We start from the raw sequence: 22,912 nt of genomic DNA on the forward strand, positions 1-22,912 counted from the left end.
TTTAAGTTTATTACAAACAAAGGGACATATTATTCAAAAACAATCTTCATCACCACTGGAAATGACGCAATCCATCCGAAAAAACTGGAGTTTGATTTTGGAGAAAAACAACATCGTCGTACATTCCAATAAGGAAACCAGCATACACGGCATTTATGCTGAAGGTGATATTTATACGTATGAAGGAAAAGTTAAGCTGATTGCTTCAGGATTTCGGGAAGCAACAACAGCCATCAGTAATACAAAACAAAAGTCCATATTGATCCAACATCAAAAGTCCAACCGCTCCACAGTACTTCAGTTATGGATAAAGCAGGAAAACAAGTCGAAGTAGCAATGAAATGGGAATTAATCAAAACATACACAGTAACGCGCTTCATTGTAACAGAGTATTTGGATGGCGTGTACGTAACGTTATGGAAAGCGTCTACTATGCATATGTTAGACAAAGGAGGGACACGGATGACGAATTTCAACAGCACGAATGACGAAAAACAGCTCGAGCAATTTATGCAGCGTATAGAAGCAAATGACAAGATTGAAGCGAGCGATTGGATGCCTGATGAGTACCGGATGACTTTGATCAAATTGATTTCAATGCATGGAATGAGCGAAATCATGGGAGCCCTTCCTGAAAAGGAATGGGTACCAAAAGCTCCCACACTACAACGGAAACTTGGAATTATGGCAAAGGTTCAAGATGAAATGGGTCATGGTCAACTGCTGCTGCGGGTAACGGAAGACTTGCTGGTGCCATATGGGAAAAACCGTGCAGACTTGATGCAAGATTTATTCAATGGAGATTTGAAGTTTCATAATGTCTTCCACATGGAAACGAAAACCTGGGCAGATGCCGGAATTATCGGATGGCTTGTGGATGGAGCCGCAATCATCACACAAACAGACATGCTCAAGGCTTCATACGGTCCATATGCGAGAGCGCTGCAACGGATTTGCGCAGAAGAAGTTTTCCATGCACAACACGGCGAATCCATCATCTTGGCTTTAGTGGAGGGTACTGATCTGCAAAAGGCCATTGTCCAGGAAGCACTTGATAGATGGTGGGAGCCGCTCCTCATGTTCTTTGGGCCGGCAAGTAAAGAAACGACGGGTTCTTCCAAACAAGACCTGACAATTAAATATAAAATTCGTACCAAAACAAATGAAGAATTCAGGCAAATCTTTTTTGATAAATACATTCCCCGCATCATTTCATTAGGCTTGAAGATTCCAGATCCAACCTTGCGATACGATCAAGACAGCAAATTGTGGTTTTACGAGCAGCCGGATTGGAATGCATTCAAGAAAATCATTAAAAACCAAGGGCCTCGCTCGGAAGCTAGATTGAATTTACGCCGGCATTCTTATGAATATAATTCCTGGGTTCGAGATGCACTCAGCACAAGCAGCAGTTGAAGAAAGGGGCTGTAACAAATGGGTGAAGAAAAAACATTCTATCAAGAATATGAAATTTTCAGCAAGCGCACACCGAGCTCTGCATTCCAGCATCAATACAGCTTACTGGCACCAAACGAAGAAATGGCGCTGATTATGGCACAAGAAAATTTCATGCGCCGAGAGCCTGTTGCTGACATTTGGATCGTCAACAGGAAAAACATCAAACGGATGAATGCAGATGAGAAATTGACGCTTGGCCGTCTTGAAAACAAGGATTACCGAACGACAAAAGGCTACGGCTACCTTAAAAAGAAATGGCGCAAATATGAACAAGAAATTCTGGATGAAAAAGAAATCCTGTCCTGGGGAGGAGAACGAAAATGAGCAGCGATGAAACCGTGATGGACACTGGATACACGGAAGCAGTAACAAGCTTGTTATACCAGTTGGCGGATGATGACTTCATGTATTCATTCCGTGGATCTGAATGGCTGGGACTAGCTCCCCACATCGAGGCTGACATCGCATTTTCTTCAATTAGTCAGGATAGCATGGGGCATGCAGCGATGTTCTACAAGTTGCTAGAAGATTTAGGTGCAGGAAATGCAGATAAACTTGCCCATTTTCGGCCAGCTATCGAAAGAAGGAACTCCATCTTGACGGAGCGCGTGAACGGTCAAGGGTACTACATGGAAACGCCACATTATGATTGGGCATATGCGGTTGCAAGAAGTTATTTCTATACTCAAGCAAAAAAAGTGAGAATCGACTCCTTGTGCGAAAGCTCATTCAAGCCCCTAGCCGATGTCGCAGTAAAAGTAAGAATGGAACTTTATTATCACAAAATGCACTGGGATACTTGGTTCAAACAGTTAATGAGTTCGACGGAAGTAGCTAAAAAGAAAATGGCAGACGCCATCAAGCTCGTCATGAATGATTTTGGCGACGTATTTTCCTACGGAGATCAGAAACAGCAAATCGAATCCCATGGCCTGATTGGCAGTGAAGAAGATTTGAAGGGAAGATGGAGAATGAATATCGAGCCCTTCTTTGTATCGCTGCACTTGCAAGTGCCTGAAATTCCCGAAGGTCCTGTGAAAAATGGGCGCAATGGAGAACATAGCGGCGATTTGGATGAAGGATTAGCCACACTTTCCGAAGTGTGTTCAGCCGATACTGCCGCAGTCTGGTAATTCATTTCTCGGAAAGGAGAATACAAAATGGCTGCATCTGTGCAAGTTTCAGCTGCTCGCGTTTATGATGTGCTTTATAAAGTAAAAGATCCTGAAATTGACTCTGTCAGCATCGTTGATCTTGGTATGGTGGGTGAAGTCATAACGGATGGAAACCATGTGAAAATTGTACTGTTGCCGACCTTTCTTGGATGCCCGGCACTTGAAATTATCAAAAAAAACACGTTGAATGCCGTAAAGGAACTTCCCGAAGCAGGTGAGGTTGAGGTTGAATTCGCATATAATCCACCATGGACGTCAGATCGAATAACTGAAGAAGGGCATAAGGGTCTTAGGGCATTCGGCATTGCCCCGCCTCCACTCTATTTCAAGGAAGACGGCTCATGGCATGTGGATTGCGCCTATTGCGGCTCTACCTATGTGACAATGGAAAATATATTTGGGCCGACAGCATGCCGAAGCATTTTATACTGCAAAAGCTGCAAGAACGTTTTTGAAGCAATGAAACCGGTCTCGACACTAATGTGAAAAGAGGAGAAAATATGGCTAAATTAATCGCTTTATACAAACACCCGGAAAATAAAGAGGTTTTCGATGATCACTACTTCAACGTGCATGGACCTCTTACGTCGAAGATTCCCGGACTGCGTGAAATGAAGGTGACAAAAATGACAGGTTCACCAATGGGTGGAGAAGGCAAGTACTACATCATGTGCGAGATGATTTACGATAACATGGAATCCTTGCAGCAAGGCATGCGTTCTGCTGAAGGAAAAGCATCAGGCAAGGATCTGATGGGATTTGCGGGTGACCTTGTCACATTGATGATCGGCGAAGAGGCAAAATGAAATCCTTCGACTTCATCGAGACATCCATTGAGGGAAGTGTTGCGGTAATCGAGCTGAATCGTCCCCGCCAGCTAAATTCCTTGAATCGGAAACTGGTAAGCGAACTCGTCGAAGCGATGGAACATTTCGACCGGAACGACCAAGTGCGCATCATTGTTTTGACCGGCAAAGGGCGGGCGTTTTCTGCAGGAGCAGACATCGATGAAATGACGGACGATGATCCAATCAGCTTGGAACTCCTGAATCAATTTGCAGATTGGGACCGTTTCGCGCTTATTAAGAAGCCGTTAATCGGCGCAGTTAAAGGATTCGTTTTCGGTGGCGGATTTGAGCTTGCCCTATGCTGCGACATTTTGATCGCAGCAAGTGGGACTGAGTTTTCATTCCCGGAAGTCGGCCTTGGTGTCATGCCGGGTGCAGGGGGGACACAGCGATTGACGAAACTTGCCGGCCGCACGAAAGCATTGGAATGGCTTTGGACTGGTGAAAGGGTCAGTGCCGAAGATGCGCTCAGATATGGCGTGATCAATAAAATCGTTGCCTCCGAACTCTTAATGGAAGAAGCCTTGAAGTTTGCGAATCGGCTTGCCAAACAGCCGCCGCTCTCGCTACGCCTTATCAAGGACTCGGTAAACAAGGCTGTTGATTCCAGCTTATCTGAAGGAATGCAGTATGAACGGAAAAATTTCTATCTGCTGTTTGCCACTCAGGATCAAAAAGAGGGCATGAATGCTTTTATTGAAAAAAGAAAACCGGACTATCGAGGCAAGTGAGGAATGTGGAAGATGTTTGAAACAATTCGCTATGAGGTCAAAGACGCCGTTGCATGGCTCTATCTAAACAGGCCCGACAGTTTGAATGCATTTGTAGCCAAGATGAACCGTGAAGTGAAAGTAGCCGTAAAAACAGCATCTAATGATGAACAAGTCCGCTGCATTGTCATCACTGGCGAAGGTCGGGCATTTTGTTCCGGACAGGATTTATCGGAAGTTGACGAACAGATGGATCACGGCCAAGTTTTGCGCGACCATTATGGTCCCATGATAAAGCAAATCAGGCTTTGCGATAAACCGATTGTCGCAGCTGTAAATGGCGTCGCAGCCGGGGCAGGCTTCAGCCTTGCACTTGCCTGTGACTTCAGAGTCGTATCAGAGCGTGCAAGTTTTTTGAATGCTTTCATACATGTCGGCCTCATTCCCGATTCAGGCAATCTTTATTATTTATCTCAGCTCGTTGGTCAAACAAAAGCGGTCGAACTCTCGATACTGGGAGAAAAGGTCAGTGCGACTGATGCGCTGCATATGGGCCTTGCAAGCAAAGTGTACCCTTTTGAAAGCTGGGAAGAAGACGTAGCTGCTTTTGCCGGGCGTCTAGCCACTTTGCCGACAAAAGCAATCGGGTTGATCAAACGCTCCTTGATGGCCATTCCACAACTGTCTTTTGAAGATTACCTGGAGCATGAAGCACAAGGGCAGCGAATCGCAGGTCTTACAAATGATCACCGTGAAGGTGTCACAGCGTTTATGGAAAAAAGAAAGCCTGTTTTTTCAGGACAATAGGAGGAATAATCACATGACGACCATTCGAGAAAATGCAACGGAGCAAGAATCGATGAAACGGGATTTCTATCATTTAATCATCAATGGTGAGAAAGTTAAAAGCAGTACAGGAGAAACCATTAAAACTTTCAATCCGGCAACGGGCGAACTGATTGCTGAAGTGGCGAAAGCTTCAAAAGAGGATGCTGAAAAAGCAGTGGAAGCAGCCCGTAATTCCTTTGACCATGGCAAATGGAAGTTGTATCCGATTGGGCGCCGTTCACAGACACTGAATAAAATTGCCGCTATCATGCGCGCTAGATTCAATGAACTTGTGGAACTGGAGATCCTTGATACAGGAAAGTCCCTTCACGCAGCTCAAGGGCAGGTGTCGCAGGCAATTGAGGATTTCGAGTTTTATGCAGGCGCAATTGTCGGGCACCGCGGTAGCGTCAACAATGTGCCTGGACAGTTCCACAACTACACGGAGATAGAGCCAGTAGGGGTTTGCGCGCAAATCATCCCATGGAATTATCCATTGATGATGGCTGCATGGAAAATCGCGCCAGCCATCGCTGTAGGATGTTCCGTCATTGTCAAACCGGCATCTCTCACACCTTTAACTGCCATTATTCTTGGAGAAATCTGTCTTGAAGCAGGAGTTCCTGCGGGAGTGGTAAATGTTATCCCGGGGAATGGGGCGGACGTGGGGAACTTTTTGGTCGAGCACCCGCGAGTAAATAAAGTCGCGTTTACAGGATCAACGCCAATCGGCAAAGATATCATGGCCAAAGCATCACAAACATTAAAACGCGTAACACTGGAGCTTGGAGGGAAATCTCCAAGTCTTGTATTTGAAGATGCAGATATTGACGCTGCGGTAGATGGTTCCTTGTTCGGAATTTTCTACAATTCGGGCCAATCATGTGAAGCACGTTCCCGTTTATATGTCCATGAAGACATTTACGATGAATTTATGAACAAGTTTATTGAAAAGACGAAAAAATTACAGCTGGGAAATCCATTCAATAAAGGCACTCATGTAGGCGCAATCATCGATCAAGGTCAGCTTGACACCATCGATAGTTATGTTCAATCAGCAAAAAATGAAGGAGCGGACATACTTGTCGGTGGGAAAATTGCGAAACTGGAGGGCTATGAAAATGGCTTCTGGTATGAGCCAACAATTATTGCCAATGTCACTCACTCGATGAAAGCCGTAACGGATGAAATCTTCGGACCTGTAGTCGTTGTGATGAAGTTCAAAGATGAAAAAGAAGCGATCCGATTGGCAAACGATTCAGAGTTCGGATTAGGTTCGGCTGTTTGGTCAAAAGATGGTGCCCGTGCGACACGCGTAGCAAATCAGATCCAGGCGGGAATCGTAATGGTAAACTGCCCGTTTTCTGCATTTCCTGGAACACCGTTCGGAGGTTATAAGCAATCCGGTTTCGGACGAGAATTATGCATCGAGACACTGGATCTATATACAGAAACGAAAAGTATCTTATCTTACTACGGCAGTCGTCCATTGAATCCGTTCGGCTTATAAAAATTATGTAAATGACGGACAGGAGGTTTCAGACCCCCTGTCCGTATTCTTTCACCGAAATGGAGGGGTAGAAAGTGATCAATCGAATAGTAGTTGTCGGTTCCGGCTTGATGGGCAGAGGAATCGCGTATATTGGCATAGTGGGGGGCTTTTCAGTCACCGTTGTCGACATTCAAGAATTTGCTTTGCAGAATGCGAAAAAAGAAATTGAACGCACGATTGAAAAAGGCCTGTCTCTAGGGAAAATTTCGTCCGATCAGGCTGCTCAAGCGCTTCGCAATATTAGCTATGAAAGTGACTTGGCCTTAGCTGCGGGTGTTGCTGATTTGATTATTGAAGCAGTCCCCGAAGTAACGTCCATCAAAAAACAAGTATTCGAAGCCATGGAACAATCAGCTCCTGCTCATTGCTATTTTGCTTCGAATACGTCGACAATGAGTCCGACAGAAATAGCATCATTCGCCAATCGTCCGGGTAAAACAATTGCCATGCACTTTTTTAACCCTGTACATAAAATGCCGCTTGTAGAAATTGTCCGGGGCTTGGAAACAAGCGACGAGACAGTCCAGACCATTCAGGAAGTAGCAGTGAAAATGGGCAAAGAAACCGTGGTCATCAATGAATTTCCAGGGTTTGTTACGAGCCGGATCAGTGCACTTGTCGGCAATGAAGCCTTCTACATGCTTCAGGAAGGACTTGGTACGCCTGAAGCAATCGATAAAGCGATCAAGCTTGGTTTGAATTATCCTATGGGGCCATTTGAACTCGTGGATCTTGTTGGACTTGATACACGTCTGAATAACTTGAACTATCTGCATGCCAAGCTTGGGGAAAAGTACCGTCCGGCACCACTTCTGGAGCAATATGTAAAAGCTGGTCGTCTCGGACGTAAAAGCGGCAAAGGCGTATACGACTATACAATAGAAGAAGAGTGGGCCAAGAAATGATGCGAGAAGTTGTCATAGTGGATGCGGTAAGGACGCCTATCGGTAGATACAACGGTGCATTAAAAGATGTACGGCCGGATGATTTGGGTGCAGTCGTGATCAAGGCACTTATGGAACGGAATCCCTTCTTGGAAGTCCGTGAAATTGAAGAAGTGGTATTGGGAAATGCAAATCAATCTGGCGAAGACAACCGCAACGTGGCACGGATGGCCGCTTTACTGGCAGGTTTGCCTGTTGAAGTTGCAGGCACCACGATCAACCGACTTTGTGGTTCTGGTCTTGATGCCGTTATGTATGCGGCAAGAGCTATAGCAGTGGGTGAAGGAGACATTTTCATTGCGGGCGGAACCGAAAGCATGACTCGTGCACCACTCGTAATGGCCAAACCGGAACAATCTTTTCCAAGAGGCAATATGGAACTGCAGGATACGACAATCGGCTGGCGCTTTACCAATAACAAGCTGCAGGCAATGTATGGGACGGATTCAATGCCCCAAACAGCTGAAAACGTGGCACGCGAATACAAAATCACTCGTGAAGCCCAGGACATGTTTGCCTATCAAAGCCAGCAGAGGGCGAAAAAAGCATTGAAAGAAAACCGATTCGCGGAAGAAATCGTACCAGTTGTATATGTGGACCGTAAAGGTAACACGGTAACAGTGGATCAAGACGAACATCCCCGTCCTGATACGACACTTGAGAAGCTTGGGCAACTGAAACCAATTTTCAAGGATGGCACCGTTACAGCCGGAAACGCTTCAGGCGTCAATGACGGAGCGTCCGCATTGCTCCTCATGAGTGCGGATAAAGCGAGAGAGTTGAACCTTACCCCTCTAGCCAAATACAAGGCAGCTGCAACAGCCGGACTCAAACCCAATGTGATGGGACTTGGTCCGATTTATGCCTCCAGGAAAGTGCTCGAACGGTCAGGCTTGAGTATAAGCGATATTGGGCTGGTTGAACTGAATGAAGCCTTTGCTTCGCAATCAATTGCATGCATGGACCAATTGGGTTTGGAAGACACAAAAGTAAATGTCAATGGTGGGGCCATCGCTTTTGGACATCCACTTGGTGCCAGTGGAGCACGTATTTTAACGACACTATTATATGAAATGAAAAAACAGAAAGTTCAATACGGCCTAGCTACGATGTGTATCGGTGTCGGACAGGGGATTGCGGCAATCTTTGAAAACATTTCGGAATGAACTACTCACCACTTAGCTATCTATTGGATTATTTTAAGTGGCGGATTCCTACGAACTCCGTTCAAGCGAACAGATATGGAGTAATACCATTACAAACGGCTTGAGCACGGAAATTCAGACAAGTCTCCAATCAAATCAAAAGCCGATGAATTGATGTTTCCAACAACCAAATGAACGGAAACTCTGAACGCATTATTTGAAAAAAGGCTACCATCTTTACCGGTAAATAAATTTTCATTTTTTCAATATAACGATATAATGTAAGAAGGGATGAAACGTGAAATATGCTTGTCAGCGAAAATAAGAAAGAGTGAACCGATTTGGCCAATACACAATCCATGATATTTACAATTTACGGCGATTATATCCGGCATTACGGAAACAAAATCTGGATTGGGAGTTTAATCAGACTGTTAAAGGAATTTGGGCACAATGAACAATCCGTGCGAGTGTCCGTTTCCAGAATGATGAAGCAAGGATGGATCGAGTCAGAGAAAAAGGGCAATAAAAGTTATTATTTCCTGACACAGCGCGGGAAAGCACGTATGGAAGAGGCGGCCATCCGGATTTTTAAATTTGCGCCTGATGACTGGGATGGAAAATGGCGTATGCTCATGTATACAATTCCTGAAGACAAAAGGCAGATTCGCGACGAACTTCGTAAGGAATTATTGTGGAGTGGATTTGGCAGCTTTTCAAATGGTTGTTGGATTTCACCCAATAATCTTGAAAAAGAAGTGAAGTTGCTTATAGAGAAATATGAAATTCAGACTTATACTGATTTCTTTGTATCTTCATATAAAGGACCGCAAGAAGACAGAACCCTTGTTGAAAAAAGTTGGCCACTGCAGGAAATTGAAGGGAAATACCAGGAGTTCATCTCGACCTACAGCAGAAATTTCATTGTCCACCAAAGCATGATGAGTAAAGGTCAAATGACCGATGCTGAATGTTTTGTAGAACGGACGAAGCTTGTTCATGAATACCGTAAATTCCTATTTGCAGATCCAGGTCTTCCAAAGGAATTGCTACCGGAGATTTGGACTGGACATCATGCGGCTCTTTTATTCGAACAATACTATAAATTGCTCGCGCAATCGGCCAGTCAGTTTTTTGAGGAAATATTCCAAGAAGACAACGATATGCAATGGAAAAACAAATCCTATGACGCTGATGATCATCCATTGATCAATGATTAGGAATTTACTATCCATCCACATGAAAAAAACTGGGTGCCAATTCCTTGGCAACCCAGTTATTTTTTATTCATTTCCTGTATTCTGGAAAATTCCACGGTAATCATATCCTTTTTGAACGTACGTATCAATAGATAGTTGGATAATTTCAAAGTCTTTGTCGCTCAATTCCCTCACCACTTTTCCAGGTGAACCCACAACCAGGGAACGGGGAGGAATTTTCTTTCCGGGCGGAATCAATGTATTGGCGCCGATGATGCATTCTTCCCCGATTTCCGCATGATCCAGTATCGTGGAACCCATGCCAATAATTGAACGACTGCCCACCCTGCATCCATGTAAAATTACGTTATGTCCGACGGTTACTTCATCCTCTACAATGACAGGAGCACCTTCGTATAAATGTATGGTGGAATTGTCCTGTATGCTACACCTTTTTCCAATTGATATGAGGCCTTCATCTCCACGCAATACGGCATTGAACCATATGGTTGATTCTTCTCCCACAACAACTTCCCCGATGATTTTGGATCCAGGTGCAACGAAAACCGACGAATCTAGTATAGGCGTTTTTCCTTTAAAGGAAATAATCACTGTTCCATCCCCCTATTTCAAATTATCGCAATTGTCTTTCAACTATATTTACTATAACATATTCTAGTAGAGGTGAATGAAAAATGAAACATTTATGTGACTTACTTCAAATTGACCTACCGATTATTCAAGGGGGAATGGGCAATATCAGCAACGCCGAGTTAGCTACGGCTGTATCTGAAGCTGGTGGTTTAGGCACAATCGGTTGTGGCACCATGACACCAAATGAAGTGGAACAAATGATCCTCCAGATGAAGAAGCTGACAAAAAAGAATTTTGCGGTTAACATCGCGATCAATGTCTCGCCTTATACCCAAGAGTTGATTGATTTGATTATCAAACATGACGTACCGGTGGTTTCTTTATCAGCTGGTAACCCCTTCCCTTACATCTCTGTCTTGCAGGATCATGGCATAAAAGTCCTTGTATTGGTGGCTTCCGTTAAACATGCCGAAAAAGCGGAATCCGCTGGGGCAGATATTTTGGTTGCGGAAGGATTTGAAGCCGCCGGAATCAATTCCAGTCTTGAATTGACGACATTCACCCTTATTCCACAAATTGTGAAATGTGTTGAGATTCCCGTAGTGGCAGCAGGAGGGATTGGAGACGGCAAGGGGCTGGCTGCTGCACTCATGCTTGGTGCAAGTGGGGTCCAGATTGGAACGCGCTTGATTGCGACCCAGGAAGCCCCATTTCACGAAAAGTACAAACAAAGCTTGGTGAATGCCAGTGATACGGAAACAATCATTGTCGGCCGGAGTGTAGGTAAGCTAAGGCGACTGCTGAAGACCCCGTTTTCAAGGGAACTTGACGAACGTGAAAAAGAAGGACTGACACCCGATCAATACGGTGAAATGACTTCAGAAATGCATCACGTCAAAGGCGCAATTGAAGGAGATTTGGAAAACGGATTTATAAACAGTGGTCAAATAGCCGGTTTGATCGACCACATCCCAAGTGTCAAGGATTTACTCGAGAGCATGATGCAAGACGCAAAACTGCAGATCGACCACACAGTCAGGGCATTCGAATCGATGATTAAAAAAGAAAATAAGTGAAATCTTTTAAAAAAAAGGGCATTCAAGCATTTGAAAAAAAGAAGTTTCCACAGTCAAAAATTGAAGCCCATTCCGTTGGTTCTTACATGGAATGGGTTCTTTTTCATATCCACTTTAATAATGGCATACACATGGCTCTTTTGAAGTGACGGATGCTTACGAAAAGAACAATTAATTACCTGTCAACACCAAATTTCTGTTAATTCTAAAAACATTGATTTTTCCAATTATTGTGTTGACTATAATATTACATTTTGATAATATTACGTTGAAATAGTGTTATACGATAAAAGAATTCATATACTGAATGAAGAAATAAAAGTGAAACCATTTTTCTAAACTGTTTTAATGTAGAGGGTGTCTTAAAAACTTGTTGTTTAGTTTTTGTGTATGTTCCGTTTGTAAGCGTTTTCAAATTCACATCTTGTGAACGAATTTCACTTTAATAGAAACTTTTCTATTAAAGTGAAATGATTGTCAATTGATTTACATAAACTACGAGACAAGTAGGAGATTGCAAATGAAACATGGATTGGAATTAGGTAGGGAAGAAAGAATCGAAATCATGGTGACTGAGTCAATGTTTGCTTCTTTCGAGGGGAAAGTAGTGCACCCTGTCTATTCGACGGTTGCCATGACTTATCACATGGAATGGGTTTCTCGAAAGATCATCCTTCCATTTTTGGAAGAACATGAAGAAGGAATGGGAGCATCTGTTCAACTCAAACATATCGCAGCATCTCCTGTCGGTTCGGTTGTGGCGTTAACCGCCAGTGTCATTGAGCTTTGGGACAATTTCGTGAAGACAAAAGTCACAGTGAAAAACCATTTGGGCATCATCGGAAAAGGCGAAGTGGTGCAAGTCGTATTATCAAAAGAAACCATTGCAAACAAGTTACGTGAAGCTTCAGTCTAAAAACAAATTTTGATGAGAGATTTAAGGGGGTATTCGTGTGAAAGTTGCGGAAAGAACATCAATGGAAAAAGATTTTGAACTCTTCGATAAAATGAGGGCGCATGAACAGGTCGTCTTTTGCAATGATCCTTCAACTGGATTGCGTGCCATCATCGCCATTCATAATACAACACTCGGACCCGCACTGGGTGGGTGCCGTATGCAGCCGTATAACAGCATGGATGAAGCATTGGAAGATGTTCTGAGGCTGTCGAAAGGAATGACGTACAAATGTGCTGCCGCCGATGTGGATTTCGGCGGCGGGAAAGCGGTCATCATCGGCGATCCAAAAACCGATAAGTCCCCCGAACTATTCCGCGCGTTCGGTCAATTTGTCAACTCACTGGCTGGTCGTTTTTACACTGGGACGGATATGGGCACGGCAATGGAAGATTTCATTCACGCATCGAAGGAGTCGAATTTCATTAACGGATTGCCTGTGGAATACGGTGGTGGTGGTGATTCATCAATTCCCACAGCGGCTGGTGTTCTGCATGGGATAAAGGCGACCAATTACATGCTCTTTGGAAATGAAGAACTCGGCGGCCATTCCTATGCCGTTCAAGGTCTGGGCAAGGTTGGTTTCAAAGTAGCCTGTGGATTGCTTGAAGCTGGTGCCCACATTTTCGTGACGGACATCAGTAAGGAAAGTCTTCATGCAATTGAATTAAAGGCAGAGACAACATCAGGCAAAGTAACCGTCATTGCGAAAGAAGATATATATTCACAGCCAGTGGATATTTTTGTGCCTTGTGCATTCGGTGGAATCATAAACGACAATACGATCACCCAGCTTAAGGTGAAGGCCATTGTCGGTGCAGCCAACAATCAGTTGTTAAATGACAAACACGGGAATATGCTGCATGAAAAGGGGATTTTGTACGCTCCGGATTACATCGTCAATTCCGGTGGTCTCATCCAAGTAGCGGATGAATTGTACGGCATCAATCATGACCGGGTACTCGCGAAAACAAAGCGTATCTATGATGCAATTTTGGAAGTTTACAAGGAAGCCAGTAACACTGGGAAAACGACGGAGGAATCCGCAAATCAGATGTGTGAGAAAAGAATTGCAGATCGAACAAAACGGAACAGTTTCTTTACGTCCCCTGAGAAACCTAAGTGGTCCATACGAAATTTATCCTGATAGGAGGCATTTTAATGGAACAAAACTATCCGATTAAGAGAATAATAGATGACACAGGCATGATAGTAGATGCGAGTTTTGAAGAGCAGATTAATGAAAAATTGGTGAAAGAATTGTATTACAACATGCAGCGCATCCGCACTTATGACAGAAAATCCATTAACCTGCAACGTCAGGGACGCCTCGGCACATATGCTCCTTTCGAAGGACAAGAGGCAGCGCAGGTAGGCAGTGCATTGGCGCTCCAAGCAGATGACTGGGTATTTCCTACTTACCGTGACCACGGAGCCACCCTCACATTTGGAAAAAGCATGGCCAGAACATTTCTATATTGGAACGGTAGAGTGGAGGGCTGCATTCCACCTACTGGCAGGAATATCTTCCCGCCAGCAGTCCCGATTGCGACGCAGCTACCTCATGCTGCAGGTGCCGCTTGGGCTGAAAAGCTAAAGGGAACGAAAAATGCCTCGATTGCCTATTTCGGGGATGGAGCAACATCTGAAGGTGATTTTCATGAGGGATTGAATTTTGCGAGCGTCTTCAAAGTTCCGGTCGTTTTTTTCAACCAAAACAATGGGTATGCAATTTCAGTCCCAATGGAAAAACAAATGAATTCCGCAACAATTGCACAAAAATCAGTAGCCTATGGAATTCCAGGCATCCGGATTGACGGCAATGATTGTCTTGCGGTTTATTTTGAAACGAAAAAAGCTTTTGAACACGCCAGAAATGGTCATGGGCCCACCTTAATCGAGGCGGTTACATGGAGAAAAGGTGCCCACACAACTGCAGATGACCCATCCAAATACCGCCCTGACAAGCAAGGGGAGAACATTGTGGACCCTATGGTGCGCATGGAATTATTCATGAAAAACTATGGCTATTGGGACGAAAAATGGATTCAGGAAATGACAGATAAAATTATCCGTGAAGTCGAATCCGCTGTGGAAGAAATGGAAAATTTCCCTGCTCCGAACGTGGAAGATGTTTTTGACCACGTATTTGCAGAAATGCCCGCTCAACTCGCTGAACAAAAAGAAGCATATCTTGCACATTTGGAAAGGCGGTGACGTGATGACGCAAATGAAAGAATCAAATCGGGAGAACGTAAAGACAAGCGAGATGACCATGATTCAAGCAATCAATGATGGCATGCGATTGTTACTCGAGGAAGACAGTCGAACCATCATTCTCGGTGAAGATATCGGTAAAAATGGTGGCGTATTCAGAGCTACCGAGGGATTGCAGGAACAATTTGGGGCCCATCGTGTTGTAGATACCCCGCTTTCAGAATCGGGCATCATTGGGACATCGATTGGGCTTGCGGTTAACGGGTTCAAACCGATTGCGGAAATGCAGTTTCTCGGATTCATCTACCCTGCCTACGAACAGATCATGACACATGTTTCACGGTTGCGGATGCGATCAATGTCCCGTTTCACAGTGCCGATGGTCATCAGGGCGCCATATGGGGCAGGCATCCGTGCGCCTGAAATTCATTCAGACAGTACCGAATCCCTCTTCACACATATGCCAGGAATTAAAGTCGTCTGTCCTTCCAATCCATATGATGCGAAAGGCTTGCTAATTGCAGCCATGGAAGACCCGGATCCCGTGCTTGTGCTCGAAACGATGAAAAACTATCGCTCAAAGCGTGAAGAAGTACCAGTCGGGAAATATACAGTGGAAATCGGGAAAGGAAAAATTGTGCGCGAAGGTACTGATGTGACCTTGATTGCATGGGGTGCCATGATATCAGTTGCGGAAAAGGCTGCTGAACAGGCACAGCAACATGGCATCAGTTGTGAAATCATCGATCTGCGGACCCTATATCCCATCGATCGTGACATCATTGCGCAATCCGTACAAAAGACAACGAGAGCCGTCATTATCCACGAAGCTCATCAAACCGGCGGACTTGGAAATGACCTTGTTTCCATTATCAACGACACAGCTTTCCTATATCTGCGCGCTCCGATTGAAAGAGTGACCGGTTTTGATGTGCCTGTTCCTTTTTTCACGCTGGAAGAACATTATCTTCCAACACCGGCTCGTGTAATTGAGGGGATTGAAAAAGTGGTCCATTTTTAAGGGGGAAATACAATGCTCGAAGTAAAGTTACACGATATCGGCGAAGGGATGACCGAAGCGGAAATCATCCATTATTTGGTCAAGGTAGGGGACACGGTAAAAATCGATCAGCCTCTTGTTGAGGTACAGACCGACAAAATGATTGCGGAACTAACATCCCCCTGTTCTGGTATTGTAAAACAAATCATTTTTGATCCCGGTTCAACCGTCCAGGTAGGAGCGAGCCTCATCTATATAGATGCGTTCGAAGACGGAAGAACACAACACCAAGCAATAAATGAAAAAAATCGAAATGCAAAAACAGATCCTCCACCGCCCGGACATGCGGAAAATACTTCACCTATACCTTTCATGCGGGTATTAGCCGCTCCATACACCCGTAAAATAGCACGGGAAAATAACATTAATCTTGAAGACGTCCCTGCTGCTGATCCATCTGGAAAAGTGACGGAAGAAGATGTTTACCGATTCTTGAATGCTCAAAAAAACGAGAATTTGCCCGACGCGGTTGTTTCTCAACCAACCATTCATCAAGAATTCCCAGATGAAATTCCATTCAAAGGGGTCCGCAAAAAAATCGCCGAAAAGATGACGAAATCCTTATTTACCATCCCACACGTCACTCATTTTGACGAAGTGAATATGACGAACTTGTTCAAAATGAGAGAAAACCTAAAAGCATCAGGTGAATCAGTTAGTGTTTCCGCCTTTCTCATTAAAGCGTTGGTCATTTCTTTGAAGGAGTTCCCGATTTTCAATGCTGAGCTCGATGAAGAAAACAGCCGGATTCTCCTTAAAAAGAATTATCATATCGGAATCGCAACAAACACGGAAAGTGGCTTGATTGTCCCTGTTCTCCATGATGCCGATAAAAAATCACTCAAAAAGATTCACAACGACGTTAAAGGATTGACGGAGAGAGCACTTGACGGGAAGCTTCAACCGTTTGAAATGCAAAACAGTACATTTACAGTGAGCAATGTGGGGCCGCTTGGCAGTACGGGGGCCACGCCAATCATTAATTATCCGGAAACTGCATTGATCGCTTTCCATAAAACAAAAAAACAGCCAATCGTCAATGAACAAGATGAAATCGTCATCGGTCATATCATGACTCTTTCGATGGCATTCGACCACCGGGTTGCGGATGGAGCAACTGCTGTTTCCTTTACGAACCGCTTTGCGAGCCTCATAGAACAACCACACAAACTGATGATGGAGATGATTTAATATGGTTGTCGGTGAAATCAGTCAACAACGTAATCTCATCATTATCGGAGGTGGACCTGGCGGATATACTGCCGCTGTGCGAGGTGCACAACTAGGTCTTTCGGTCACGCTGATTGAACAGGCCGAAATAGGTGGGACCTGCTTAAACAAAGGGTGTATCCCATCCAAAACCTTCACCCATGCTGCAAAAAAACGAGCTGAAACTGTACATTTGCAGGAACTTGGAATTGGGGACGGCACTGCCGCTTTCGATTTCTCTAAGCTGCTTGCCTATAAGGATAAAGTCATCGTTGGACTTCGTACCGGAGTGGAAAGCCTTTGCAAGAACAACAAAATTGAAGTGATTCGTGGAAAGGCAACATTTCTTGGACCAGACAAAATCGGTGTGGAAAATGGGCATCAGTTCGATATTTATGAATTCGAACAGGCGATTATTGCGACCGGCAGTTCTCCGGTTCTGCCTTTGTCGCTAAATGCTGAAGGCAAACGGATTATCCTGTCTCATAATATATTCGAACTTGAGGAACTCCCTGAACACCTATTGGTAAAAGGGAACGATTACATGGCCCTCGAAGTGGCCTCCAGTTTTGCTGCCCTTGGAGCGAAAGTGAGTATTCTGTTTGAGGATAACACTGGCTTTGCTTTCGACGAATCCATTCATAAGGAAATGCTGCGCTTATTTAAACGGAGAAAAATTGAGGTTCATAGGGATGTTCAAATAATTTCAGTAAATGAAACCGACGATGAAATCGCCGTTATATTCCAGAATGATAAAAAGGTTGAAAAAACCATTTGGGGATCACATCTTTTCGTCACAGGAACGAGGGCAGCCAATGTTGAATCCCTTGGCATCAGCCGTATCGGGGTCAAGCAAACGAACGAAGGCTTCATCCTAGTCGATGGAAGTTTGCGGACATCGATTCCTTCCATTTATGCAATCGGCGATGTAACGGAAGGACCTCTATTGGCTGTCAAGGCAATCAAGCAAGGCAAAGCTGTTGTGGAAGAAATTGCGGGCATGAAACCGGAAGTCGATTTAACTTTCACGCCGGTTGTTGCACACACCTTGCCTCCCGCCGTTTCAGTCGGTCTCACAGAACAAAAAGCGCGTGATTTTGGGATTGAAGTACGTGTCAGCCAATTCCCGCTTGGAGGCAACGGCTATGCAGCTATAACCGGTAAAAAAGATGGCTTCATAAAAGTAATCTCAAACCCGGAAACGGAAATGATCAGTGGCATCCACATGATCGGTGAAGGAGCCATCGAGCTTTCAGGTTCCTTTGTACAATTGCTTGAGATGGCTGCGAAAGAAGAAGACGTAAAGTTCCCTTTGTATGCACATCCGGGATACAGTGAAGGCCTACTTGAAGCGGTCGAAGGACTAATTGATCAAGCCATCCATGCCGCTCCAGCCAAAAAGAAAGATTTACTGAATATTTGACCTTGGAAACAACCTTAGTGATGAATCATTCCTTTGGTTTCAAGTTTACACCATATAACTAAACGCATAGGGGGAATAGTATGAAATCAGGCTTGAAGAAAATCGGTATTTTACTTCTTGGTTCTGCAATGTTTCTTGGAGCATGTGGGGAAGGGGAAAAGGCGAATTCATCAGTGGAAAACAAAACGTTTAAAATCGGAGTCACTCAAATTGTCGAACACCCTTCATTGAATGCTGCTTATGATGGATTTAAAAAGGCGTTGGAAGATGCAGGAATCGTAGCGGAATACGATGTCCAAATAGCACAAGGTGATCCAAGTGCTAGCACGACCATCGCTTCAAATCTGGTCAGTTCGAATGTTGATTTGATTTTTGCGAATTCAACTGGCAGTGCCCAGGCCGCTGTCAGTGCCACTACTGAAATTCCGATTGTGTTCACTTCAGTCACAGACGCAGTCGGAGCGGAGCTTGTCGATTCCATGGAAAAACCTGGAGGCAACGTAACAGGTACGATTGACAGTCATCCCGATGCGATTTCCGATACAATGAAATTCCTTAAAGAGGAATTAGGAGCAAAAAAAGTCGGAATGGTGTTCAACGCGGGTGAACAGAACTCACGTGCCCAAGTGGACGCGGTTAAAGAGATGCTGAAGGAGATGGACATGACGGTTGTAGAGGCTTCTGTCGCCACCTCTGCAGATGTAAAACAAGCAACGGAATCTTTGATTGGCAAAGTCGACTCCCTCTACATCATTACGGACAATACAGTTGTGTCTGCACTGGAATCAGTCATTTCGGTTGCGAACGAAAATAAATTACCGATGATGGTCGGAGAATTTGATTCCGTTAAACGGGGCGGTTTGGCTGCTTACGGATTTGAATATTATGACATCGGATATGAAGCAGGCGTAAAAGCTGTGAAAATTTTGAAAGGTGAAAGCAAACCAGCTGATTTGCCTGTTGACATCCCCCAAAAATTAAAATTCATCATGAATAAAGAAACAGCAGCTGTCATCGGACTGGATATTAAGGACGAGTGGAAAGCAGAATTCAGCGAATAAAACAGGAGGGGATTCTACATGTTTTTAGCTGTATTTGGCTCTGTGGAGCAAGGAATCATCTATGCAATCATGGCACTTGGCGTATATATCTCCTTTCGTATACTTGATTTTCCGGATTTAACGGTCGATGGAAGTTTTGTTACAGGAGCTGCAGTCGCCGCCACGATGATCATTTTGGGTTATCACCCCGTGTTGGCGACGGCATCAGCCGTCATAATCGGCTTTATAGCCGGTTGCTTTACAGGTCTTCTCCATACAAAAGGAAAAATAAATGCATTGCTATCGGGAATCCTAATGATGATCGCTCTGTATTCCATTAATTTGAGAATCATGGGGATGACCTCTGAAAGTTCCATTGGGCGTCCGAATATTCCTCTATTGAATGCCGAAACCATGTTCATTCAATTCCATAATTTTTGGGGTTCACTTGGCATTGATACTGCTATAAATGGTTTCTTAAGCATGAGGGGTGTACAATATTTGCCTTCCACTTGGGGCACCTTGTTCTTAATGAGCATTATCGTTTTACTAATCAAGTTCGGTGTCGATTGGTTTTTGAAAACGGAAGTTGGACTTGCCATAAGAGCCACTGGGGATAATAAAAAAATGATCCGGAGCCTTTCCGCCAATACCGATACACTCATCATTGTCGGACTTGGTTTTTCCAACGCACTGGTTGCTTTCTCCGGTGCTTTGATTGCCCAATATGCGAAGTTTTCCGATATTGGGATGGGGATTGGGATGATCATCATCGGACTTGCTTCAGTCATTATCGGTGAAGCGATATTCGGGACGAAAACAATTGTCCGAACCACATTTGCCGTAATTTCGGGTGCAATCATCTATCGGATTGTCCTTGGATTGGCCCTCAGAGTGGATTTCCTGGATACAGGAGACATGAAATTGATTACGGCCGTCATTGTGATCGGTGCACTGATAGTACCCCAGTATTTTGAAAAGAAAAGGGAGAAAAACAGAAAAGCGAGACGGCATGCCGAGCGTTTAGCAGAGATTCGACATTCGCTTTCAAAAGGGGGAGCCGCAGTTGCTGAAACTCGTCCAGATCAATAAATTGTTCAATGAAGCCACTCCGGATGAGAAAATTGCCCTTGACCGGATCAATCTCCATTTAAATCCTGGAGACTTCATGACGGTGATTGGAAGCAATGGGGCAGGGAAATCGACAATGCTAAACATGATTTCCGGCGCGCTTTCCCCTGATTTTGGTGATATAGAAATCGCGGATAAAAATGTCACGAAATTACCGGAATATAAACGTTCGCAGATGATTGGACGGGTATTCCAGGATCCCATGGCTGGAACTGCCCCATCGATGACCATCGAGGAAAATCTGGCAATGGCCTACTCACGCAACAAGAAACGTATATTGAGGAACGGTGTGGACAGGAAACGCCGGGAATTGTTCCGGGAATCGCTTGAAACCCTTCATTTAAACCTGGAAAACCGTCTGAATGCGAAAGTTGGAATGCTATCCGGTGGTGAAAGACAGGCTCTTTCTCTGCTGATGGCTACCTTTACCCAGCCTTCAATTTTGTTACTAGATGAGCATACAGCGGCTCTTGACCCCTCGCGTGCTGAACTGATCACCGATTTAACGAAACAGCTGGTGGAAAAAGACCGGCTGACAACATTGATGATTACTCATAATATGCAGCAAGCGTTGGATTTAGGGAACAGGCTGATCATGATGGATAAAGGGCAAATCATTCTGGAAATAAACGAAGAAGAGAAGAAGAAATTGACCATTCCCAAATTAATGGATGAATTCCAGCGTATTCGTGGCGAAAAACTGACTAGTGATAAAGCTTTATTGACTGTGTGAACCTGTCAGATAACAAAACGAATTTTTGGATGCTTGGTTACTTAAGGAGTGAAAAGCATGAGTACTGCCAAAATTAAATGGTCAGGTTCAGTTGAACTCGAATCCGTCCAGGTGAATGTCGAAACAAATTCAATTGAGGTTGATGGGACATCACGGGATGCAAAAGAGTACACATTGGATAACCCCATCAGCGGGACGATTTACGGTACGTTACTAAACTTTCAGGGATCACTTGAAAGTTTGGAAGATGCGGTTTACGAATACCCTTACCATTCACCACCGGTCGCCCCAGTACTTTATATCAAACCTGCAAATACATTCAACAGGAACTGCGCGGGCATTCCGATGCCTCAAGATGTGACGAAGCTAGAAATGGGTGCTTCCCTAGGCATTGTGATGTCGAAGACGGCTATCGCTTTAACCGAAGAAAACGCCCTTAGGCACGTCGCAGGGTTCACGATTGTAAATGATGTGAGCGTCCCGCATAGCAACATATTCCGCCCGGCAGTCCAACATAAATCACGTGATGGGTTCTGTCCATCCGGTCCTTGGATCATTGATCTTGACGAAGTTGAAAATCCTGACGATTTAGCGATTCGGGTCTTCATCAACGATGAGCTGAAGCAAGAAAATTCCACGAAAAACTTAATTCGTCCAATCGCCCAACTACTTGCGGCTGTAACTGAGTTCATGACATTGTTTCCGGGAGATGTCTTGCTTGCCGGGGTTCCTGAAGTAGCCCCTCTTGCTGGAGTGGGGGATACCGTCCGTATCGAGATTGACGGGATCGGCTGTTTAGAAAACACAGTCGTGGACGAAAAGACTTTCATACGGAGGGAGTCCAAATGAGAACAGCGAGGGTATCATTTGGCGGTGCTATCCACGAAGCCATTGAATATGGGGGCCAGCTCCAATTAAAGGACGGAAGGATCGTTGAAGAAAAAGACGTTATCTGGCTAACGCCGATCGTGCCTCGGACGGTGTTTGCTTTGGGGCTAAACTATGCTGACCATGCAGCGGAACTTGCATTTGATGCACCATCGGAACCACTGGTTTTCCTAAAAGGACCCAACACCTTCATCGGCCATCAAGCTTATACGAGGCGACCAGCAGACGTTACTTACATGCACTATGAATGTGAACTTGCTGTAGTGATCGGCAAAACAGCCCGACATGTCAAAAAAGAAGACGCCTACAGCTTTATCAAAGGATATAGCGTGGCCAACGATTATGCCATCAGGGATTACCTGGAAAACTATTACCGTCCGAACTTGCGCGTGAAAAATCGTGATACCTGTACACCATTCGGCCCGTGGCTGGTAGACGCAGATGATGTTTCGGACCCCATGAACTTACAGCTGACTACGCATGTCAATGGCAAGCTTGTACAGCAAGGAACGACAGCGGATATGATCTTTGATATCCCAGAGCTGATTGCATACTTAAGCAGTTTCATGACATTGAGTGAAAATGATGTCATTATGACAGGCACTCCGAAAGGGTCAGTCAATACGTCGGTTGGAGACGTGGTCGTGACGGAAATCGAAGGCATCGGACGCTTGGTCAATACCATTATCGGAGATGAAGCTTTTCCCAATCGATAATGTAAACAGGA

24 protein-coding genes and 1 pseudogene are annotated in these 22,912 nt (G+C 44.6%); 24 read left to right on the forward strand and 1 reads right to left on the reverse strand.

Annotated elements, in window-relative coordinates:
- Positions 1-79 precede the first annotated feature (79 nt).
- The 12 genes and pseudogenes from GY23_RS17925 to paaX all read left to right on the forward strand — a co-directional run.
- A pseudogene (locus GY23_RS17925) lies at positions 80-309 on the forward strand (ferredoxin--NADP(+) reductase); the annotation flags it as partial.
- A gap of 153 nt (positions 310-462) precedes the next feature.
- Complete coding sequence (gene paaA / locus GY23_RS03575) at positions 463-1,416, forward strand: 1,2-phenylacetyl-CoA epoxidase subunit PaaA (RefSeq protein WP_075618223.1); 954 nt, start codon at positions 463-465, stop codon at positions 1,414-1,416.
- Between the two features lie 18 nt (positions 1,417-1,434).
- Positions 1,435-1,782 (forward strand): 1,2-phenylacetyl-CoA epoxidase subunit PaaB, encoded by a 348-nt coding sequence (gene paaB / locus GY23_RS03580; protein WP_075617823.1) that lies wholly within the window; start codon positions 1,435-1,437, stop codon positions 1,780-1,782.
- Positions 1,779-2,591 (forward strand): 1,2-phenylacetyl-CoA epoxidase subunit PaaC, encoded by an 813-nt coding sequence (gene paaC / locus GY23_RS03585; protein WP_075617824.1) that lies wholly within the window; start codon positions 1,779-1,781, stop codon positions 2,589-2,591. Before paaB ends, paaC begins: the two co-directional genes overlap by 4 nt.
- A 27-nt stretch (positions 2,592-2,618) precedes the next feature.
- Positions 2,619-3,119 (forward strand): 1,2-phenylacetyl-CoA epoxidase subunit PaaD, encoded by a 501-nt coding sequence (gene paaD, locus GY23_RS03590; RefSeq protein WP_075617825.1) that lies wholly within the window; start codon positions 2,619-2,621, stop codon positions 3,117-3,119.
- Positions 3,120-3,133: 14 nt separating this feature from the next.
- Complete coding sequence (locus GY23_RS03595) at positions 3,134-3,439, forward strand: EthD family reductase (RefSeq protein ID WP_075617826.1); 306 nt, start codon at positions 3,134-3,136, stop codon at positions 3,437-3,439.
- Entirely contained in the window at positions 3,436-4,212 is a 777-nt protein-coding gene (locus GY23_RS03600; RefSeq protein ID WP_075617827.1) for an enoyl-CoA hydratase/isomerase family protein, read from the forward strand. The genes GY23_RS03595 and GY23_RS03600 overlap by 4 nt, the downstream gene beginning before the upstream one ends.
- A gap of 12 nt (positions 4,213-4,224) precedes the next feature.
- The gene (locus GY23_RS03605) at positions 4,225-4,998 is read left to right on the forward strand and encodes an enoyl-CoA hydratase-related protein (protein ID WP_075617828.1); all 774 of its coding nucleotides are present in this window, start codon (positions 4,225-4,227) and stop codon (positions 4,996-4,998) included.
- A 13-nt stretch (positions 4,999-5,011) separates the two neighbouring features.
- Positions 5,012-6,529, forward strand: a complete 1,518-nt coding sequence (locus tag GY23_RS03610) for an aldehyde dehydrogenase family protein (protein WP_075617829.1) — start codon at positions 5,012-5,014, stop codon at positions 6,527-6,529.
- 74 nt (positions 6,530-6,603) lie between these two features.
- Positions 6,604-7,476, forward strand: coding sequence for a 3-hydroxyacyl-CoA dehydrogenase (locus tag GY23_RS03615; protein WP_075617830.1), 873 nt, complete (start codon positions 6,604-6,606; stop codon positions 7,474-7,476).
- Positions 7,476-8,681, forward strand: a complete 1,206-nt coding sequence (locus GY23_RS03620; RefSeq protein WP_075618224.1) for an acetyl-CoA C-acyltransferase — start codon at positions 7,476-7,478, stop codon at positions 8,679-8,681. The genes GY23_RS03615 and GY23_RS03620 overlap by 1 nt, the downstream gene beginning before the upstream one ends.
- A 338-nt stretch (positions 8,682-9,019) precedes the next feature.
- Complete coding sequence (gene paaX / locus GY23_RS03625; protein WP_075618225.1) at positions 9,020-9,880, forward strand: phenylacetic acid degradation operon negative regulatory protein PaaX; 861 nt, start codon at positions 9,020-9,022, stop codon at positions 9,878-9,880.
- Between the two features lie 63 nt (positions 9,881-9,943).
- Here paaX and GY23_RS03630 read toward each other — a convergent pair whose 3' ends face one another.
- Positions 9,944-10,471 carry a gamma carbonic anhydrase family protein gene (locus tag GY23_RS03630; protein ID WP_075617831.1) on the reverse strand — a complete coding sequence of 176 codons (528 nt, stop codon included), beginning with the start codon at positions 10,469-10,471 and terminating at the stop codon, positions 9,944-9,946.
- An 83-nt stretch (positions 10,472-10,554) separates the two neighbouring features.
- Here GY23_RS03630 and GY23_RS03635 point away from each other — a divergent pair, with 83 nt between their 5' ends.
- The 12 genes from GY23_RS03635 to GY23_RS03690 all read left to right on the forward strand — a co-directional run bounded on the left by GY23_RS03635 (position 10,555) and on the right by GY23_RS03690 (position 22,901).
- A complete protein-coding gene (locus GY23_RS03635; protein WP_075617832.1) occupies positions 10,555-11,529 on the forward strand; it encodes an NAD(P)H-dependent flavin oxidoreductase in 975 nt (324 codons plus the stop codon).
- 520 nt (positions 11,530-12,049) lie between these two features.
- Positions 12,050-12,445, forward strand: coding sequence for a thioesterase family protein (locus GY23_RS03640; protein ID WP_075617833.1), 396 nt, complete (start codon positions 12,050-12,052; stop codon positions 12,443-12,445).
- 61 nt (positions 12,446-12,506) lie between these two features.
- Positions 12,507-13,631: a Leu/Phe/Val dehydrogenase gene (locus GY23_RS03645; protein ID WP_075618226.1), complete on the forward strand. Its 1,125-nt coding sequence runs from the start codon at positions 12,507-12,509 to the stop codon at positions 13,629-13,631.
- A gap of 14 nt (positions 13,632-13,645) precedes the next feature.
- Entirely contained in the window at positions 13,646-14,701 is a 1,056-nt protein-coding gene (gene pdhA / locus GY23_RS03650) for a pyruvate dehydrogenase (acetyl-transferring) E1 component subunit alpha (RefSeq protein WP_075617834.1), read from the forward strand.
- Positions 14,702-14,705: 4 nt separating this feature from the next.
- The gene (locus GY23_RS03655; protein WP_211270642.1) at positions 14,706-15,722 is read left to right on the forward strand and encodes an alpha-ketoacid dehydrogenase subunit beta; all 1,017 of its coding nucleotides are present in this window, start codon (positions 14,706-14,708) and stop codon (positions 15,720-15,722) included.
- 12 nt (positions 15,723-15,734) lie between these two features.
- A complete protein-coding gene (locus GY23_RS03660; protein WP_075617835.1) occupies positions 15,735-16,952 on the forward strand; it encodes a dihydrolipoamide acetyltransferase family protein in 1,218 nt (405 codons plus the stop codon).
- Position 16,953: 1 nt separating this feature from the next.
- Complete coding sequence (locus GY23_RS03665) at positions 16,954-18,393, forward strand: dihydrolipoyl dehydrogenase family protein (protein WP_075617836.1); 1,440 nt, start codon at positions 16,954-16,956, stop codon at positions 18,391-18,393.
- An 80-nt stretch (positions 18,394-18,473) separates the two neighbouring features.
- Positions 18,474-19,454, forward strand: a complete 981-nt coding sequence (locus tag GY23_RS03670; RefSeq protein WP_075617837.1) for an ABC transporter substrate-binding protein — start codon at positions 18,474-18,476, stop codon at positions 19,452-19,454.
- Positions 19,455-19,472: 18 nt separating this feature from the next.
- Entirely contained in the window at positions 19,473-20,525 is a 1,053-nt protein-coding gene (locus GY23_RS03675; RefSeq protein WP_075617838.1) for an ABC transporter permease, read from the forward strand.
- A complete protein-coding gene (locus GY23_RS03680; protein ID WP_075617839.1) occupies positions 20,500-21,297 on the forward strand; it encodes an ABC transporter ATP-binding protein in 798 nt (265 codons plus the stop codon). The genes GY23_RS03675 and GY23_RS03680 overlap by 26 nt, the downstream gene beginning before the upstream one ends.
- 57 nt (positions 21,298-21,354) lie before the next feature.
- Positions 21,355-22,146: a fumarylacetoacetate hydrolase family protein gene (locus GY23_RS03685; RefSeq protein ID WP_075617840.1), complete on the forward strand. Its 792-nt coding sequence runs from the start codon at positions 21,355-21,357 to the stop codon at positions 22,144-22,146.
- On the forward strand, positions 22,143-22,901 hold the full coding sequence (locus GY23_RS03690; protein WP_075617841.1) for a fumarylacetoacetate hydrolase family protein: 759 nt from the start codon (positions 22,143-22,145) through the stop codon (positions 22,899-22,901). Before GY23_RS03685 ends, GY23_RS03690 begins: the two co-directional genes overlap by 4 nt.
- The last annotated feature ends 11 nt before the right edge of the window (positions 22,902-22,912 follow it).

Source organism: Paenisporosarcina indica, from assembly GCF_001939075.1.
GTDB classification, from domain to species: domain Bacteria; phylum Bacillota; class Bacilli; order Bacillales_A; family Planococcaceae; genus Paenisporosarcina; species Paenisporosarcina indica.

Excerpts from the sequence above, each read along its gene's own strand:
- GY23_RS03620 (WP_075618224.1), top strand. The coding sequence starts at position 7,476 with ATGCGAGAAGTTGTCATAGTGGATGCGGTAAGGACGCCTATCGGTAGA.
- paaD (WP_075617825.1), top strand. The coding sequence starts at position 2,619 with ATGGCTGCATCTGTGCAAGTTTCAGCTGCTCGCGTTTATGATGTGCTT.
- GY23_RS03690 (WP_075617841.1), top strand. The coding sequence starts at position 22,143 with ATGAGAACAGCGAGGGTATCATTTGGCGGTGCTATCCACGAAGCCATT.
- paaA (WP_075618223.1), top strand. The coding sequence starts at position 463 with ATGACGAATTTCAACAGCACGAATGACGAAAAACAGCTCGAGCAATTT.
- GY23_RS03605 (WP_075617828.1), top strand. The coding sequence starts at position 4,225 with ATGTTTGAAACAATTCGCTATGAGGTCAAAGACGCCGTTGCATGGCTC.
- GY23_RS03655 (WP_211270642.1), top strand. The coding sequence starts at position 14,706 with ATGACGCAAATGAAAGAATCAAATCGGGAGAACGTAAAGACAAGCGAG.
- GY23_RS03645 (WP_075618226.1), top strand. The coding sequence starts at position 12,507 with ATGGAAAAAGATTTTGAACTCTTCGATAAAATGAGGGCGCATGAACAG.
- GY23_RS03600 (WP_075617827.1), top strand. The coding sequence starts at position 3,436 with ATGAAATCCTTCGACTTCATCGAGACATCCATTGAGGGAAGTGTTGCG.
- GY23_RS03665 (WP_075617836.1), top strand. The coding sequence starts at position 16,954 with ATGGTTGTCGGTGAAATCAGTCAACAACGTAATCTCATCATTATCGGA.
- paaB (WP_075617823.1), top strand. The coding sequence starts at position 1,435 with ATGGGTGAAGAAAAAACATTCTATCAAGAATATGAAATTTTCAGCAAG.
- GY23_RS03685 (WP_075617840.1), top strand. The coding sequence starts at position 21,355 with ATGAGTACTGCCAAAATTAAATGGTCAGGTTCAGTTGAACTCGAATCC.
- paaC (WP_075617824.1), top strand. The coding sequence starts at position 1,779 with ATGAGCAGCGATGAAACCGTGATGGACACTGGATACACGGAAGCAGTA.
- GY23_RS03675 (WP_075617838.1), top strand. The coding sequence starts at position 19,473 with ATGTTTTTAGCTGTATTTGGCTCTGTGGAGCAAGGAATCATCTATGCA.
- GY23_RS03610 (WP_075617829.1), top strand. The coding sequence starts at position 5,012 with ATGACGACCATTCGAGAAAATGCAACGGAGCAAGAATCGATGAAACGG.
- GY23_RS03670 (WP_075617837.1), top strand. The coding sequence starts at position 18,474 with ATGAAATCAGGCTTGAAGAAAATCGGTATTTTACTTCTTGGTTCTGCA.
- paaX (WP_075618225.1), top strand. The coding sequence starts at position 9,020 with ATGATATTTACAATTTACGGCGATTATATCCGGCATTACGGAAACAAA.
- pdhA (WP_075617834.1), top strand. The coding sequence starts at position 13,646 with ATGGAACAAAACTATCCGATTAAGAGAATAATAGATGACACAGGCATG.
- GY23_RS03635 (WP_075617832.1), top strand. The coding sequence starts at position 10,555 with ATGAAACATTTATGTGACTTACTTCAAATTGACCTACCGATTATTCAA.
- GY23_RS03660 (WP_075617835.1), top strand. The coding sequence starts at position 15,735 with ATGCTCGAAGTAAAGTTACACGATATCGGCGAAGGGATGACCGAAGCG.
- GY23_RS03595 (WP_075617826.1), top strand. The coding sequence starts at position 3,134 with ATGGCTAAATTAATCGCTTTATACAAACACCCGGAAAATAAAGAGGTT.
- GY23_RS03640 (WP_075617833.1), top strand. The coding sequence starts at position 12,050 with ATGAAACATGGATTGGAATTAGGTAGGGAAGAAAGAATCGAAATCATG.